14 protein-coding genes are annotated in these 15,272 nt (G+C 74.4%); 5 read left to right on the forward strand and 9 right to left on the reverse strand.

Annotation, left to right across the window (positions count from 1 at the left end; translation table 11 throughout):
* Positions 1-146: 146 nt before the first annotated feature.
* Positions 147-2,471, reverse strand: a complete 2,325-nt coding sequence (secD, locus tag ACFVYX_RS22640; RefSeq protein WP_389683224.1) for a protein translocase subunit SecD — start codon at positions 2,469-2,471, stop codon at positions 147-149.
* Between the two features lie 147 nt (positions 2,472-2,618).
* Entirely contained in the window at positions 2,619-3,002 is a 384-nt protein-coding gene (locus ACFVYX_RS22645) for a hypothetical protein (RefSeq protein WP_389683225.1), read from the reverse strand.
* 195 nt (positions 3,003-3,197) lie between these two features.
* Between ACFVYX_RS22645 and ACFVYX_RS22650 the strand changes: the two genes are divergently transcribed.
* Entirely contained in the window at positions 3,198-3,860 is a 663-nt protein-coding gene (locus ACFVYX_RS22650) for a lysophospholipid acyltransferase family protein (protein WP_389683226.1), read from the forward strand.
* Between the two features lie 11 nt (positions 3,861-3,871).
* Here the strand turns inward: ACFVYX_RS22650 and ACFVYX_RS22655 are convergent, their stop codons facing one another.
* The 6 genes from ACFVYX_RS22655 to ACFVYX_RS22680 all read right to left on the reverse strand — a co-directional run bounded on the left by ACFVYX_RS22655 (position 3,872) and on the right by ACFVYX_RS22680 (position 10,041).
* Positions 3,872-4,798 (reverse strand): glutaminase, encoded by a 927-nt coding sequence (locus tag ACFVYX_RS22655; protein ID WP_389683227.1) that lies wholly within the window; start codon positions 4,796-4,798, stop codon positions 3,872-3,874.
* A complete protein-coding gene (locus tag ACFVYX_RS22660; RefSeq protein ID WP_389683228.1) occupies positions 4,795-5,883 on the reverse strand; it encodes an enoyl-CoA hydratase/isomerase family protein in 1,089 nt (362 codons plus the stop codon). The genes ACFVYX_RS22655 and ACFVYX_RS22660 overlap by 4 nt, the downstream gene beginning before the upstream one ends.
* A 281-nt stretch (positions 5,884-6,164) precedes the next feature.
* Positions 6,165-6,848 carry a GNAT family N-acetyltransferase gene (locus ACFVYX_RS22665; RefSeq protein ID WP_389683229.1) on the reverse strand — a complete coding sequence of 228 codons (684 nt, stop codon included), beginning with the start codon at positions 6,846-6,848 and terminating at the stop codon, positions 6,165-6,167.
* Between the two features lie 285 nt (positions 6,849-7,133).
* Entirely contained in the window at positions 7,134-7,826 is a 693-nt protein-coding gene (locus ACFVYX_RS22670; protein WP_389683231.1) for a ribonuclease H, read from the reverse strand.
* 77 nt (positions 7,827-7,903) lie between these two features.
* Positions 7,904-8,827: an AAA family ATPase gene (locus tag ACFVYX_RS22675; RefSeq protein WP_389683232.1), complete on the reverse strand. Its 924-nt coding sequence runs from the start codon at positions 8,825-8,827 to the stop codon at positions 7,904-7,906.
* 2 nt (positions 8,828-8,829) lie between these two features.
* Entirely contained in the window at positions 8,830-10,041 is a 1,212-nt protein-coding gene (locus ACFVYX_RS22680; RefSeq protein WP_389683233.1) for an RNA ligase, read from the reverse strand.
* 180 nt (positions 10,042-10,221) lie between these two features.
* Between ACFVYX_RS22680 and ACFVYX_RS22685 the strand changes: the two genes are divergently transcribed.
* The 4 genes from ACFVYX_RS22685 (at position 10,222) to ACFVYX_RS22700 (ending at position 14,213) form a co-directional block, all read left to right on the forward strand.
* Positions 10,222-10,515, forward strand: coding sequence for a hypothetical protein (locus ACFVYX_RS22685; RefSeq protein ID WP_389683234.1), 294 nt, complete (start codon positions 10,222-10,224; stop codon positions 10,513-10,515).
* A 168-nt stretch (positions 10,516-10,683) separates the two neighbouring features.
* The gene (locus ACFVYX_RS22690) at positions 10,684-11,265 is read left to right on the forward strand and encodes a dienelactone hydrolase family protein (protein WP_389683235.1); all 582 of its coding nucleotides are present in this window, start codon (positions 10,684-10,686) and stop codon (positions 11,263-11,265) included.
* 202 nt (positions 11,266-11,467) lie between these two features.
* Positions 11,468-12,628: a YncE family protein gene (locus ACFVYX_RS22695; protein WP_389683236.1), complete on the forward strand. Its 1,161-nt coding sequence runs from the start codon at positions 11,468-11,470 to the stop codon at positions 12,626-12,628.
* 202 nt (positions 12,629-12,830) lie between these two features.
* The gene (locus ACFVYX_RS22700; protein WP_389683237.1) at positions 12,831-14,213 is read left to right on the forward strand and encodes an NAD(P)/FAD-dependent oxidoreductase; all 1,383 of its coding nucleotides are present in this window, start codon (positions 12,831-12,833) and stop codon (positions 14,211-14,213) included.
* A gap of 25 nt (positions 14,214-14,238) precedes the next feature.
* Here the strand turns inward: ACFVYX_RS22700 and ACFVYX_RS22705 are convergent, their stop codons facing one another.
* Positions 14,239-15,048 (reverse strand): hypothetical protein, encoded by an 810-nt coding sequence (locus ACFVYX_RS22705; protein WP_389683238.1) that lies wholly within the window; start codon positions 15,046-15,048, stop codon positions 14,239-14,241.
* Positions 15,049-15,272: the final 224 nt, after the last annotated feature.

Below are 15,272 nucleotides of genomic sequence, written 5' to 3' on the forward strand. Positions count from 1 at the left end.
CGCTGCCGTACGGAACGGGAGCGGGGTAGCGGCCCCGGACTCCGGCCACGGGCGCTGCCGTACGGAACGGGAGCGGGGCAGCGACCACGGACTCCGGCCACAGACCCTGCCGTACGGAACGGGTGACCGGCCCGTGGGCGCCGTGGTCAGACCACCGCGCCCGATCGGTCCTCCCGGGCGACGGCCGCCCGCCGCCCCGGCCCGGAGCCTCCCCCGGCGGCCGGGGCCCGGGCCGGGCGCCGGGTCTCCAGGGCGACGGCCAGGGGCATCGCGGTGAACACGGTGGACGCCATGCCCAGGACCACCCCCGCGAGCAGCGCCACGGAGAAGTCGGTCAGCGAGTCACCACCGAGGACCGCGAGCGCCGCGAGGACGAAGAGCGCCCCCATCCCGGTGTTGACCGTACGGGGCAGTGTCTGGGCGACGGCCCGGTCGGCGAGGTCGGGAAGCGGGACGCCCCCGCCTCGGCGCCGCAGTTCCCGCAGCCGGTCGAGGACGACCACGGAGTCGTTGACCGAATAGCCGACGACGGTCAGGAGCGCGGCGAGGAAGACGCTGTCCACCGGCTTGCCGAGCCAGGCGAACAGACCGACGACGAGCAGCACGTCCTGGGTCATCGCCGCCACCGTCGCCGTCGCGTACGTCCAGCGGAAGCGGACCGTCAGGTAGAGGAGCTGGGCCGCCACCGCGAGGCCGAGCGCGATCAGCGCGTGGGTGCGCAGCTCCCCGCCCAGGCTGGGGCCGATCAGGTCGTCGCGCTCCACCTCCACCGGGCCCGCGACGCGGGTGAGCGCCTCGCGGATCGCGCGCTGCTCGGCGTCGCCGGTCTCCCGGACGCGTACCGACACGTCGCCGCCGTCGCCGGTCGTCCGTACGACGGCGTCGGGGTAGCCCACGCCGGTGATCGCCGCGCGCGCCTCGTCGGCGTCGACCGGGCGTTCCGCCGTGTACTGGACGACCCGGCCGCCGGTGAACTCGACGCCGAACTCCAGGCCCCGGACGCCGATGCCGGCGAGCGCGGCCAGCAGGAGCCCGGCGCAGGAGATCAGCCAGCGGCGCCGGTGGGTCATCAGACGCGGGGCGCGCCGGGTCAGCCGGGTCCGCAGCCGGCCGAGACCCGCGATGCCGGTGACGGCCGGCCTCCTGCGCACCGCGGGCAGCCGCAGCGCCAGATCGGCGAGCAGCCGGGTGATCACCATGGCGGTGAGGAGCGAGGTCACGACACCGATGGCGAGGGTCACGCCGAAGCCCTTGACGGGGCCCGTCGCGAAGACGAACAGCAGGCAGGCCGCGAGCAGGGTGGTGATGTGGGAGTCCGCGACGGCGCTCCACACCTTCCCGAAGGCCGTCGCCAGCGGACGCCGCGAATCACGCACGGCGGTCCGGCCGAGCGCCGCGTACTCCTCCCTCGCCCGTTCGAAGACGAGGACGTTCGCGTCGACGGCGATGCCGACGGCCAGAACAAAGCCGGCCAGGCCGGGCAGGGTGAGCGTGGCGCCCAGGGCGACGACGGCGGCGTACGAGATCAGCCCGTAGAGGAGGAGGGCGGCCGTGGCGAGGACTCCGAGGAGGCGGTAGATCACCATGACGAGGAGTCCGGTGCAGGCGAGTCCGATCATCGCGGCCAGGACGCTCGCCCGGATCGCCTCGGCGCCGAGCGTCGGTCCCACGGTGCTCTGTTCGACCGTCGTCACCGGGACGGGCAGCGCGCCGCCCTCCACGAGCGCCGCGAGATCGCGGGCCTCCTGTGCGGAGAACCCTCCGGTGATCTGCGCGGAGCCGCCGCCGATGCCGGCGCCGCAGGGGACGCCGGACTGCATGGCGGGCGCGGAGACGACCCGGTCGTCGAGCACGATGGCGACCCTGCGCGCCGGGTCGCCCGGCGCCGCGCAGGCCGCGTCTCCGGTCAGCTCGGCCCAGGTGCCGGCGGCGCGGTCACGGAAGGAGAGGTCGACGGTCCAGCCCCGGCCGTCGGTGGTGTCGAGGACGGCGTCGGCGCTCTCGACGCCGTCGCCGGTGAGCGCGGGCGCGGCGAGGGCGAGGAAGCGTCCCGGTGCGTCGGGGTCGGCGAGGACGCGCGTCCCGTTCGGCGTGGCCGGTCCCGCGGGCCCTCGGGCCTCGCCGGTGACGGCGTGGAAGGTCAGTTGCGCCGTACGGCCGATGACCTCGGCCGCCTGACGGGGGTCGCGGAGGCCGGGGAGTTCGACGACGATGCGCCGTTCGCCCGAGCGGGCGAGCGAGGGTTCGGCGACGCCGAGGCCGTCGACGCGCTTGCGGAGCACTTCGAGGGCGCGGTCGGTGGCGGCGGCGTCGGCGCGGACGGTGGGTCCGTCCTCGGTCTGCAGGACGATACGGGTTCCGCCGCGCAGGTCGAGTCCGAGGCGGGGCGGGGTGGTCAGGGTGATCCAGAGGGAGAGCGCGACGACGGCGAGCGCGAGCAGCGCGCGCCAGAGCGCGGAACGAGAGGACACGGGTACTCCACGGGCAGCGCACGGCGACGGCGCGCGTCCACGCGAAGGGCGGGAGCGCTCGCCGGCCGTGCCGGACGTACGGTCGGACACGCGTCGTGGACCGGTCCGTGGGCATGCCGAGGGCCCGGACGGCGACGCGGGAGAACGTCAGCTGTGCCGGGTGGAGGGTGGGCCGCGGGGGGCGCGCGGGGCGTGCCGGCCGCCGGGCGGCGCGCGTTCGCGGCGGGGGTCGCCCGCCAGGACGCCGTGCGCGGGGAGGGAGAGGTCGGGGGGAACGGTGCCGGTGGCGGCGGGCGTCGCCGGGATCCGTACGGGGTTCTCCACGACGGCCGGGAGGCGCACGACGGCGGTGGGCGCGAAGTGCGGTTCGGGCGACGAGGCCCGAGGCGGGCCGTGGTGGGGAGCGGCGACCGTGGGGGGCGTCGGGCCAGGGGGCTGCGCCGCCGCGGCGGCCGGGAGCACGAGGAGGGACCAGATCGCGCAGAGCACCGCGGGCAGGAAGGTCGCGAGTCGCCGCGCCGCACGTCCCACCGTTCCTCCCCTCCCCTGGTCCGTCGTTCCGCTCGTGGGCCCACCCTAGACCGGCGGGGCAGACGCCGGGTCACCGAGCCCCTTCCCCGGGGCGGTTGGGTACGGCAGCTGAGTACGCGTGCTCATGTGGGGTGCCGCCCGGTCTCGCACGATGTGGGGGTCAGCGCTTCGTCCTCGGACCCAAGGGGCCCGTCCGTGCTCAGCCGTCTCGCCGCCCATGTCGTCCCGTTCTTCGGGCGACTGACCGTCACCACCGACCCCGAGGCCCGGATCGAACCCGGCAGCATTCTGGTCGTGAACCACACGTCGACGGCCGACCCGGCGCTCGTCCTCGCCGCGCTGCGCAAGCGGCTGGCCGTCGAGCCGGTCCTGCTCGCCACGTCCGGGCTCTGGCGGGTCCCGCTGCTCGGCCGGCTCCTGACCCGCGAGGGCCATGTGCCCGTGCACCGCAACTCGGCGCGCGCCGCCGCCGCCCTCGACCACGCCGCTGTCGCGCTCGCCTCGGGGCGGCACGTCATGCTGTACGCGGAGGGCCGCATCCCACCCCGCCCGGACGCCGCGGAGAATCCGCCGGAGGCGTTCCGCACGGGGCTCGCCCGGCTCGCCGGGGCCACGGGGGCGCCGGTCGTGCCGATCGGTCAGGCCGGGGCCCGCCGGATCACCTCCGGTGGCCGGGTGAAGCAGATCGCGGGGGTCCTCACGGCGCCCGTCCGGAGACCGGGCCTGCATGTCCACATCGGGACGCCGCTCCGGCTGCCCGCGGATGTGGCGGCCGCGACGGTCCTCGCCCACGGGGCCGTCACCGAGGCATGGCGTACGGCGGCCGGGGCGCTCGGCGAGCCGGCGGCCCGCGGCTGACCGCGGCGGTCTCAGAAGACGGACAGGCCCGTGATGGTCGTGAAGCGGTCGAGTGCCGTCACGCCCGCCACCGAGTTGCCCCGGCTGTCGAGACCCGGGCTCCAGACGCACAGGGTGCAGCGTCCCGGCACGACGGCCACGACGGCCCCTCCGACGCCGCTCTTGCCCGGCAGGCCGACGCGGTAGGCGAAGTCGCCGGCCGCGTCGTAGGTGCCGCAGGTGAGCATGACGGCGTTGACCTGTTTGGCCTGGCTGCGGGTCAGCAGGCGCGTGCCGTCGGCGCGCAGGCCGTGGCGGGCCAGGAAGCCGGTGGCGAGGGCGAGGTCGGCGCAGGAGGCTTCGAGGGAGCACTGGCGGAAGTACTCGCGCAGCAGGTCGGGGACGGGTCCTGTGATGTTGCCGTAGGAGGCCATGAAGTGGGCGAGGGCCGCGTTGCGGTCGCCGTGGGCGGCTTCCGACGCGGCCACGCCGGTGTCGAAGGCGAGGTCCGGGTTGCCGCTCTCGGCGCGCAGGAAGGCGAGCAGGCTGCCCGAGGCGTCGCCGGTGAGCCGGTGCAGGCGGTCGGTGACGACGAGGGCGCCGGCGTTGATGAACGGGTTGCGCGGGATGCCCTGCTCGTACTCCAGCTGGACGAGGGAGTTGAACGGGTCGCCCGAGGGCTCCCTGCCGACGTGGGCCCAGAGGGCGTCGCCCTCTCCGGCGAGGGCGAGCGCGAGGGTGAAGACCTTGGTGACCGACTGGGTGGAGAAGGGGCGGCGCCAGTCCCCCACGCCGTAGACGGTGCCGTCGAGTTCCGCGACGGCCATGCCGAAGTCGGTGGGGTCGCCGGCGGCGAGGGCCGGGATGTAGTCGGCGGGGGTGCCCCGGTCGGTGAGTGCGGCGATCTCCTCGGCGATGCGGTCGAGGACGGGTCCGAAGGTGGCGGCGTCCGTGGTCACGCGCCGTCCCCGGCTCCCCGGCCCCCGACGGCCTCGCGGGCGGCGGCGAGTCCGAGGTCGCCGCCGGGCGGTGCGGTGAAGAAGCGGGCGACGTCCTCGTCCGTGACCTCGGGGAGGGTGGGCGGCGTCCAGCGGGGGGAGCGGTCCTTGTCGACGACCTGGGCGCGGATGCCCTCGACGAGGTCGGGGGTGGCGAGGGCGGCGCAGGAGACCCGGAACTCCAGGTCGAGGACCTCTTCGAGGGTGGCGAGGGCGCGGGAGCGGCGGAGCGTGGCCAGGGTGGCCTTGAGCGCGGTCGGTGACTTGGCGAGGAGGGTGGTGGCCGCCTCCTTGGCGGCGGGCACGCCGGTGTCGAAGAGCCGCTCGACGACGGCTTCGACGGTCTCGGCCCGGTAGCAGGCGTCGATCCACTCCCGCTGCACGGCGAGGACGCCGGGCGGGGCGGTGGCGGTGTGGCGGGCGACGGCCTCCGCGGCCGGCATGCGGGTCAGGTCGTGGAGCAGGGCGGGGAGTTCGGAGGAGGGGACGAAGTGGTCGGCGAGGCCGGTGAGGATCGCGTCGGCGGCGCCGGCGTGGCCGCCGGTGAGGGCGAGGTGGGTACCGAGTTCACCGGGGGCGCGGCCGAGCAGATGGGTGCCGCCGACGTCGGGGACGAAGCCGATGCCGGTCTCGGGCATGGCGACCCGTGAGCGTTCGGTCACGACGCGGACGGAGCCGTGCGCGGAGACACCGACGCCGCCACCCATGACGATGCCGTCCATGAGGGCGACATAGGGCTTGGGGTAGCGGGCGATACGGGCGTTGAGCCGGTACTCGTCGCGCCAGAAGGCCGCCGAGGCGGTGCCGTCGGCGCGGGCGTCGTCGTGGATGGCGCGGATGTCGCCGCCGGCGCAGAGACCGCGTTCCCCCGCGCCCTCGATGACGACGGTGGCGGTCTCCGGGTCCTGCTCCCACGCGGTGAGGGCCGCGTCGACGGCGAGGACCATGGGGTGGGTGAGCGCGTTGATGGCGCGGGGGCGGTTCAGAGTGATGAATCCGGCCCGGCCCTCCGTCCGGAGGAGTACGTCGGCGGTTCCGGTCGGCACGATCACTCGGTCCCTTCGGGTGGCGCGGCTCGCTGTCCCGGTCACCGTACCGGGCGGGTACGGAGGGCCGGGCGGCGGCCGGTCGCCGGACGAGGAGGGCACCGGTGCCGGGGGCGCGGGGGCGGGAAGGGCCCATCCGCTTCTCGCGGATCCGGATTGCGCGGTGCGCGGTCGGCGACGGCCGCTGCCCCGCGTCCTCACTGTGGGGTCCTTCCCGTCCCTTCCATGGAACCACCCCTCCGACGGGGGCGCGAGCGCCTGCCGGAGGGGTGGGGAAGGGTTCAGGCCGGGAGCAGGTCCTGCGGGACGCGCACCTGGCGGGGGGTGGACATGCGGAGTTCGACGATGTCGCGGACGGCCGGCCACTCCTCGTCGAGGATCGAGTAGAAGGCCGTGTCGCGGACGGCTCCGTCGAGTCCGCGGGAGTGGGCGCGGCGGACGCCCTCGCAACTGGCTCCGAGGCGTTCGATCGCGATTCTGGAGCGGGTGTTGCGGGCGTCGGCGCGCATCGTGACGCGGCGGACGCCCCAGGTCTCGAAGGCGTGCCGGAGCATGAGGTACTTGGCCTCGGTGTTGATGCCCGTGCCCCGGGCGTCGCGCGCGATCCAGGTGTTGCCGATCTCGGCGGCGTCCGGCACGGCGGTCAGCGGATCGCCGTGGGGCATGCCGGGGACGGGCGGCCAGATCAGCGGCCCCCGCCAGTAGTCGAGTTCGAGGAACCGGGTCGAACCGATGACTCGTTCGTCGGCGGTACTGACCAGGGCGAAGGGCAGGGAACGTCCTGCCGCCCGGTCGGTCAGGGCGCGGGCGATGTAGTCGAGGGCCGATTCGAGGCCGTCGGGTACGGGGGTGAAGGCGTAGGCCGATCGGTCCGCCCCGCCGGCCCGGGCGAGGGCTTCGGCGTGCCGCATCGCCAGCGGCTCCAGGCGCACGGTGCGCCCGGTCAGGAGAACAGGTACTGGCACGGATCCTCGGGTCTTTCACGGGCAGGGAGAGCTTCCGCCGAGGGGTGACCGCGGCGGCAGCAAGGGGGAGGTTCTCGCCGGGTGCCGATCGCGTCGTGAAAGCGACAAATGAGCAGGTAAAACGGTTCGTCACCGGTGCGAGGAGGACAGTATGCAGCTCCAGGCGCTCGGAGAACAGAACCCCGGAAGAACCCGGGTACACGCCTGGGTGAAGGCCTGCGCGCGCCCGGGTCGACCGGTCTCAAGCAACGGACGGAGCCGCCCGCCAGTCGGACGGCGGGCGGGTCAGACGCAGGCGGGATGGCCCCAGCCGTCGGGGTTCTTGGCGATGGTCTCGCCCTTGTCGTACGCCTTGCCGCAGCGGCAGCGACCGGAGAACCTCGCCTTGAGCGTGCCGCCGGACGGGCGTGTCCGGCGCGCGGACGAGCCGTCCGCGGAGCCGGATGGCGCGGAGGAGCGCGAGCGGGGCGCGGAGGCGCGCGCCGGGGCTTCCGGCGGGGGCAGCGGGGCGCCGGCGGCGGAGCTCGTGGGCTCCTGCGTACGGGCGGCGTGGCTCGCCGCGCGGTCGGCGGCGTCGTTGAGGGGGTCACCGTCGACCTGGTGCGCGGGCACGTAGACGAAGTCGACGTCCCGGCCGGTGAGGAGCGCGTCGATGCGGACGACCAGTTCCTTGTTGGCGACGGGGCTGCCGGAGGACGTCTTCCAGCCCTTGCGGCGCCATCCGGGCAGCCAGGTCGTGACGGCCTTCATCGCGTACTGCGAGTCCATCCGGACCTCCGCGGGCACGGCGGGGTCGAGCGCTTCGAGGAGGCGTTCCAGGGCCGTCAGTTCGGCCACGTTGTTGGTCGCCCGGCCGAGCGGGCCCGCCTCCCAGCGGTCGATCGCTCCGTCGGCCCGGCCGATGACCCATGCCCAGGCCGCGGGGCCGGGGTTTCCCTTGGACGCGCCGTCGCACGCCGCGATGATCTTTTCCACCATCCCACGATCCTGACACGGCGGCGGGGGTGGGCCGTCCCACCCCCGCGACACCGGTCGTGGCACCGGTGGCCGTGCGGTCAGAATGCGCCGTAGTTGACCTGCCAGGTGGGCAGGCCCATGCGGCGCCAGAGAGCGACGACGCGGTCACGGTCGTCGAGCGAGACGCGGACGGCGTAGCGGTGGCGTACGTGCGCGTCGAAGAGCTCCGCCTTCACGAGGTCGTCGCCGCGGCCGTCGCCGGACGCGCGCATCCACAGTTCGTCGTAGGGCACCTCGTGGCGGGCGAGCCAGCTCTCGGTGAGGGCGCGGTGGTCCTCGCTCCGGCCGGACAGGAGGACGATCCGGTCCCGCTCGGTGTGCCGGAAGGCGCGCAGGGCGTCCCGCACGGAGACGTTGAGCAGGTCGCGGTCGCAGCGCGTGAAGTCGTACGGGCCTCGGTCGACGCGCAGGGCGAGGGTGCCGTCGATGTCGCACATGACGGCGGTGGGGAGGCCCGGGCCGGCGACGTACGGCTCGACGGGCACGCGGTCGTTGAGCCAGTCCTCGGTGAGCCGCCAGCCGCCCCGGGTGGCCTTGGCGTGCTTGTCGGCGAGGATGCGGATGATCTCCTCGCCGACGGGCCGCTCGCGGGCGGCGTCGCGGCGGACGCATTCGTCGACGGGCACGGAGGTGAAGTCGTGGACGGCGAAGGTGGCGAGGCCTCCGACGGCGGCCTTCAGCCGCTTCGGGATGTGCGGGGTGAGATGGGTGTTGTCGACGACGACGTCGAAGCCGTCGTCGACGGCAGCGCGGACGGCGGCGTCCTGGATGCCGAGGACGGTCCGCTCGTGGGTACGGGAGTGACCCCGGTCGCCCGTGTCGGCCGCGGGGAGGTCGAGCATGGCGCGGAGGTCGTCGAGGTTGACGCGGCGTACGCGTCCCTCGGCGGCGGCCTGGAGGGCGCGGGCGGCCGTCGTCTTCCCGGAGGCCGGGAGGCCGGTCATGACGTGAACGACAGGCACGGTCAGTTCTCCTGGTCGGTGGCGAAGGGGTCGGTGCGCTCGGGGCGCACCTGGCGCCACACGAGGAGGTCGGTGGGGCGGCCGTCGAGGCGCAGGAAGAGGGCGGCGCGCAGGCCTCGGTCGGAGACGCCCGCGGCGGCGCGTGCGAAGGCGCCGCGGTCGCCGGCGAGGTGGGCCAGGCGGGCGTACGCCTCGTCGACGGCCCGCTCGCGGTCGGCCGCGGCCGTTTCGAGACGGCTGATCACCTGGCGTACCCAGGCGTCGAACTCGTCCGGCACCTGTTCCAGAAGGGCGTCGAGCGGCTTCCCGCCGGAGGCCTCGACCTCGGTGACGGCGCATCCGAGGCCCTTGGCCAGCTCAGCGGCGGGCAGGGCGGCGAAGCGCTGGATGCCGTGGCCGCGCCAGATGTCGCGTTCGGTGACGCCGGTGAGCACCTTGTGGAGGCGTACGTACTCGGCGAGCTTGGCCTTGGCGCGCAGGCCGGAGGAGAAGCGGAGGACGAAGCCCTCGGCGTCGGTGCCGGTGGCCCGCCGGCCGCCGGGCAGGGTGTTGGACTCGGTCAGCGCGAGGAGCTCGGCGACGCTCGCGACCGCCCAGGTGCGGACGACCGAGCCGACGGGGTGCCAGCCCCCGGCGGCCTCGGCGAGCGGGGTCTCGGTGCCGTCCCCGCCGAAGGCGGCGAGCAGGACGAGGTCGCGGCGGTCGCCGTAGTTCACGACGATGCGGTTGCCCGGGTAGACGATCTCGGCGAGGTACGTGACGCCGGGCGTCAGGCCGGTAGTGTCGGCGGCGTCCAGGCGGCGCTGTGCCCAGGTCGCCTGGACGCTGGTGAAGGAGCCCTTGGAGGCGACGTGCCAGCGGCCGTCGTAGTGGAAGACCACGGCGAGGCTGCCGTCGACCTTGTCGTACACCTCGAAGGGCTCGTCCTCGGGCAGCGGGGGCGCGTAGGGGCGGCCGGAGGCGTGTTCGGAGACGTTGAAGAACTTGGGGAGGGGAAGTCCGACGATCCGCCCGGTGGTGTCGTCGGCGACGAGTCCGCGGCAGCGTGTGGTCGCCCGGTTCCAGTGCTGGGCGTACGTACACGCGCGCGTGTACGTGTAGATCGACAGCGGCAGCTCGGGGTGCCGTTTGCGTGTGACGTGCCCGTCCGCGAGCGCGGCGGCCAGTTCCTCGGACGGCATCAGGTCGTGCAGAGTCAGGGTCGCCTGGCTCATGGGGTCCCTCCCGGGTGTTCGGTGATCCATTCTCGGCCGGATGGGCCCGCGACGACAGCGAATATCCGGGAGTGGGGGCCGGTGCGGTGGGCTCCCGATCCGGGCGTGTCGGTGGTGCCCCGTAGACTCGCCGTCTCCCCGTCGGTGAAGTGACCGGCGCAGACGAAGGAAGCGAGCCCCATGAACCACGCGGACGGCACGGCACCGATCTACGCCGAGCTCATACGGGAGCGGGGGGATGTTCCGGGTGACGTCCGCCAGGTCGCCGAGGAGGTTCTGCGGGACCTGAGCCGGGTCATCCAGGTGCCGCCGCAGGGTGTCGCCGCACCGCAGGGCGCCGTCGCGCACCCCGGTGTCGGCGCGCACCCGGGTGCCGGCGGTCCCTCCGGGGTCGGCGGGCAGATGGGCGTGGGCGGTCCGATGGGCGTCGTGGGTCAGGCGGGTGCCGTCATGCCGCACCGGCCGCTGCGGTAGTCGCCGCGACACCCCCGCGACAGTGACCGCGCCGGTCGTCGCCGCGGTCCCGTGCCCGGCCCGGTCCGCCGGGTTCCGGGCGTTGTCAGTGCCATGGGCCATGCTGCTGCCCGGACGGCCCGCACCGCGGAGGGGGCGGGCCGCGCACGGTGATCAGGGGATGACGACATGGCCGAGGTTCTGCTGTTCCACCACTCGCTCGGACTGACGGAGGGCATCGGCACCTTCGCCGAGACCCTGCGGCGGGCCGGGCACACGGTGCACGTGCCCGACCTGTACGACGGTCGGACGTTCGACGACCTTGAGGCCGGCATGGGGTACGCCCAGGAGATCGGTTTCGACACGCTCGTGGCGCGCGGCGAGCGGGCCGCCGAGGGGCTGCCGGAGGAGATCGTCCTCGCCGGGTTCTCGCTGGGTGTGCTCCCCGCGCAGAAGCTGGCGCAGACGAGGGCGGGGGCGCTCGGCGCCCTGCTGTTCAGCGCCTGCGTGCCGGTGGCGGAGTTCGGCGGCGCCTGGCCGGAGGGCCTGCCCGTGCAGGTGCACGGGATGGACGCCGATCCGTACTTCGTCGACGAGGGTGATCTGGCGGCGGCCCGCGCGCTCGTCGCGGACGCGGCGGACCGGGAGCTGTTCCTGTACCCGGGGAGCGCGCACCTGTTCGCGGAGTCCGGCGGGCCGTCCCATGTGCCGGAGGCGGCGGCGCTGTGCGTCGAGCGGGTGCGGTGCTTCCTGGACGGCGTGCACGGCTGAGCTTCCCCGGGAGGCCGGACGGCGCGCCACGGGCCGCCCTCGGGTCAACCGTTCGGCTGACCCCGGTGTCGTCCGTCCCGCCGGGCACGGGGGGGGCCGGCCGTCGGACCGGGCGGGCCCGGGTGCGGGCGGAGGATCGGAGCAGGGTGCGGGGCCGTCTTCGGACGGCGCCGGCCGTGTCCGCCGTACCGAGGAGTCCGACATGACGAAGTTCCGCCGTGCGTCCCGTTCCACCCGGGTGCTCGTGCCCGCGGCGGTGGCCGTCGCCGTGCTGGCCGGGTGCGCGCAGGAGCCCTCCGGAGGGTCCCCGGCGGGGGCGACACCGCCCGCCGGGGCGTCCCCCACGGCCGGTTCCGCCGTCACCGTCCCGCCCGCACCGACCGGAAAGCCCGCGCCGGGCACGCTCCTGGTCGGCGACTTCGGCTCCGACACGGTCACCTTCGTCGACCCCGCGCGCGGTGCCACGGGCTCCGTGGAGGTCGGCACCGCGCCGTACGGTCTGGTCCTCGGCGCCGACGGACGGGCCTGGGTGGCGACCGCCGAGGGCGTGGCGGTCGTGGACACGACGACCCGGCAGCGGATCGCGCTCGTTCCGTACGAGACGGACAGCGGGCCCGTGACCACCGGTGAGTACCGGGGCGGCGGCATGGGCATCGCGCTGGCGCCCGACGGACGGCGGGTGTACGTGGGGGTCAACGTGCCCGGCGGGAACGGCACCCTGGAGGTGATCGACACGGCGACGCTGCGGGTCACGGACACGGTGCCGGTGGGCCGGCGCCCGTTCGACGTGGACGTGTCGCGGGACGGCTCGGAGGTGTACGCGACGAACCACGACTCCTTCGACGTCACCGTCGTCCCGGCGGGGACGCTGGAGCCGCGCCGGGTGGAGGTCGCCCCGTACGGCACGGAGGGCGGGCTCGGGTCCTGGCTCAAGCCGCACTACACGGCCGTGCGGCCCTCGGACGGAAAGCTGCTGCTGCCCTTCGAGGGCGAGCGGCTCGCGGTCGTCGACCCCCGGACGGGCCGGACCACGATCGAGCCGATGACCGCGAACACCCATCAGCACGGGACCACGGTGACCGACGACGGGACGCTCCTGACGGTGGGCACCGGTCCGATCGACCCGGACGTGGACCGCGGTCCCTCGCTGACGGTCCGGACTCCCGGCGGCGAGGAGCGGGTGTACCCCCTGGAGGGGCCGCACGAGAGCGTGGCCGTGTCGGAGGACGGCCGTACCGCCTATGTGACCGGCGGATTCACCCGGGACGGCTACTGGGACGGTCTGAGCGTCGTCGACCTCGACTCGGGCGACACCCGCCGACTGGCCGCGGGCTCGCGCCCCCTGGGGATCGTCGTCCTCTGAGCGGTCCCGCCCGGGGCAGGGTGGTGGAACGGCCGCGAGGGGGTAGCCGAACGTCGTGCCGGTCCCCGCGCGGCCGTCCCTGAGACAGGGCGGGCCTCGCCGAAGGGCGATCCGGACGCAATGACGATAAAAAGGGTGAAATAACGATAGTCAGCCACAGACTGCCCCATGGCTGGCGCGCTCCAACGGAAGGGCGGACAGCGTGACGCGACCGAGGATTCTCGTGGTGGGCGCCGGATTCGCCGGAGTGGCTTGCGTACGGAGGCTCGAACGACGCCTCGCGGAGCGGGAGGCGCAGCTCGCGCTCCTTTCGCCGTTCTCGTACCAGCTGTACTTGCCGCTGCTCCCCCAGGTGGCGGCGGGGGTGCTGACCCCGCAGTCCGTGGCGCTGTCGCTGCGCCGCAGCGAGCGGCACCGCACCCGGATCGTGCCGGGTGGTGTGGTCGGGGTGGACACGGCGGCGAAGGTCTGTGTGGTGCGGACGATCGCCGGAGAGTACGTGACCGAGCCGTACGACCATCTCGTGCTGGCGCCCGGCAGCGTGACCCGCAGCTTCGACATCCCGGGGCTCGCCGAGTACGCGCGCGGGATGAAGACGCTCGCGGAGGCCGTGTACATCCGTGACCACGTCATCGCCCAGCTGGACCTGGCGGACGCGAGCAACGACGAGGAGGAACGGGCGGCGCGGCTGCGGTTCGTGGTGGTCGGCGGCGGTTACGCGGGCACCGAGACGGTGGCCTGCCTCCAGCAGCTCACCTGTAACGCGGTCAAGCGGTATCCCCGGATCGACCCGAAGCTGATCAAGTGGCATCTGGTGGACATCGCGCCGAAGCTGATGCCGGAGCTGGGCGACAAGCTGGGCGCCGCCGCGATGGACATCCTGACCAAGCGCGGCATCGAGGTGTCGCTCGGCGTGTCGGTGGGCTCGGTGGACGAGAAGACGGTGACGCTCACGGACGGGCGGGTGCTGCCGAGCCGGACGCTGATCTGGACGGCCGGGGTGGTGGCGAGTCCGCTGATCGGCACGCTCGGAGTGGAGACCTTGCGGGGCCGGGCGGTCGTCTCGGCGGAGATGGCGGTGCCGGGGCTCGACGGGGTGTGGGCGCTGGGTGACGCGGCGGCCGTGCCGGACCTCGCCAAGGGCGAGGAGGGTGCGATCTGCCCGCCCACCGCCCAGCACGCCATGCGGCAGGGAAAGGCGGTCGCGGACAACCTGGTCGCGACACTGCGCGGGGAGCGGACCTACCCGTACAGGCACAAGGATCTGGGGCTCGTGGTGGACCTCGGCGGGATGCAAGGGGTCTCGAAGCCCCTCGGTGTGGAGCTGCACGGGTTGCCCGGACAGGCCGTGGCCCGCGCCTACCACTGGGCGGCGCTGCGGACCAATGTGGCGAAGACCCGGGTGATGACGAACTGGCTGCTGAACGCCGTGGCCGGCGACGATTTCGTACGGACCGGGTTCCTGGCGTCGAAGTCGGGCACGCTGCGGGACTTCGAGTACACCGACGCGTATCTGACGCCGGAGCAGGTCCGCGGCCACACGGCCTCGTTCCGCGGGGCCGTCGGGACCGGCGGGGGGAGCTGAGCTCCCGCCCCGCGGGTCCGGTCGCTCAGCGGGCGAGTGCGGGTGCCGGGCCCATGACCACGACGGGTTCCCGGGCCGGGTCGAGGGCGCGGAGGAGGGTGCGCAGTGCCTCGCGGTCGAGGGCGACGCAGGCCTGGGTGGGTCCGCCGTGGTCGACGTGGATCCACACCCCACCGCCCTTCCCGGCCCCGAGCGGGCGTTCCTTGTCGAGCGGGGTCCGTCCGGGTACGCGGTTGTAGTCGATGGCGATCACATGGTCGAAGGAGCCTTCGAGGGGTTCGCCGGAGAAGCCGGTGCCGCTGATGGCGAACTCCTTGTCCTGGTCGTACGGGAGCCGGGAGCCGGGGTCGGGCAGCCGTCCGCCGGCGTCGCCGAGCCGGAAGACCCCGATCGGGGTGCGCAGGTCACCGGCGCGGTGATCGACGGTCCAGCCCTGGAGCGCGTTGTGTGCGGGCCACGGTCCGGCCGCCTCGGTCCAGCGGCCGCCGGGGTCCCGTTCGTAGAGGGTCGCGGTGGCCGTGTTGTCGTCGGCGGTGCTGCCGGTGACGACGAGCGCCTGGGTGGTGCCGTCGGGGACGAGGGCGTGGGTGACGGGGCCGACGCCGGGGATACGGGGGACGGGTGCGGGGGCGGGAGCGGAGGAGAGGCTGCCGGCCGGCCCGTCCGCCGCGCGGGGTGGCGCACCCTTGGGACGGGAGTCGCCGGCGGGCGGCGCCGTGCTGGCCGGACCGGCGGGTGCGGGGGCGGGCGATGTGCTCGCGCAGCCGGTGAGCAGCAGGGCCGCGCACAGTGTGCCGGCGCTCAGCAGCGCGGGGGCGCCCTTGTGGACGGACATGGACGGATCCTCCTGGCCGGGGGCAGTGCTGCGATCCGTACCCGTTCGACGGGCACCGCCGCGGCGGCGCGGCAGGCCTCACCCGTACGGCGGCGTCCACCGGGGCCGCCGCCCCGCACGCCACCGTCCCGCGGCGCCCTCCCGCACCCGAACGCGGTTGACCGGCCGGGGGCGGACGGTTTCCTGCTCGCATGCCACACGGTGCCGTTCGTGACGCTGCGTCC

The sequence above is a fragment of the Streptomyces sp. NPDC058326 genome (genome assembly GCF_042879855.1).
In the GTDB taxonomy this organism is placed as follows: Bacteria; Actinomycetota; Actinomycetes; order Streptomycetales; family Streptomycetaceae; genus Streptomyces.

Coding starts and splice junctions, on each gene's coding strand:
- ACFVYX_RS22670 (WP_389683231.1), bottom strand. CDS start 7,826: ATGGTGGAAAAGATCATCGCGGCGTGCGACGGCGCGTCCAAGGGAAAC.
- ACFVYX_RS22680 (WP_389683233.1), bottom strand. CDS start 10,041: ATGAGCCAGGCGACCCTGACTCTGCACGACCTGATGCCGTCCGAGGAA.
- ACFVYX_RS22685 (WP_389683234.1), top strand. CDS start 10,222: ATGAACCACGCGGACGGCACGGCACCGATCTACGCCGAGCTCATACGG.
- ACFVYX_RS22690 (WP_389683235.1), top strand. CDS start 10,684: ATGGCCGAGGTTCTGCTGTTCCACCACTCGCTCGGACTGACGGAGGGC.
- ACFVYX_RS22695 (WP_389683236.1), top strand. CDS start 11,468: ATGACGAAGTTCCGCCGTGCGTCCCGTTCCACCCGGGTGCTCGTGCCC.
- ACFVYX_RS22705 (WP_389683238.1), bottom strand. CDS start 15,048: ATGTCCGTCCACAAGGGCGCCCCCGCGCTGCTGAGCGCCGGCACACTG.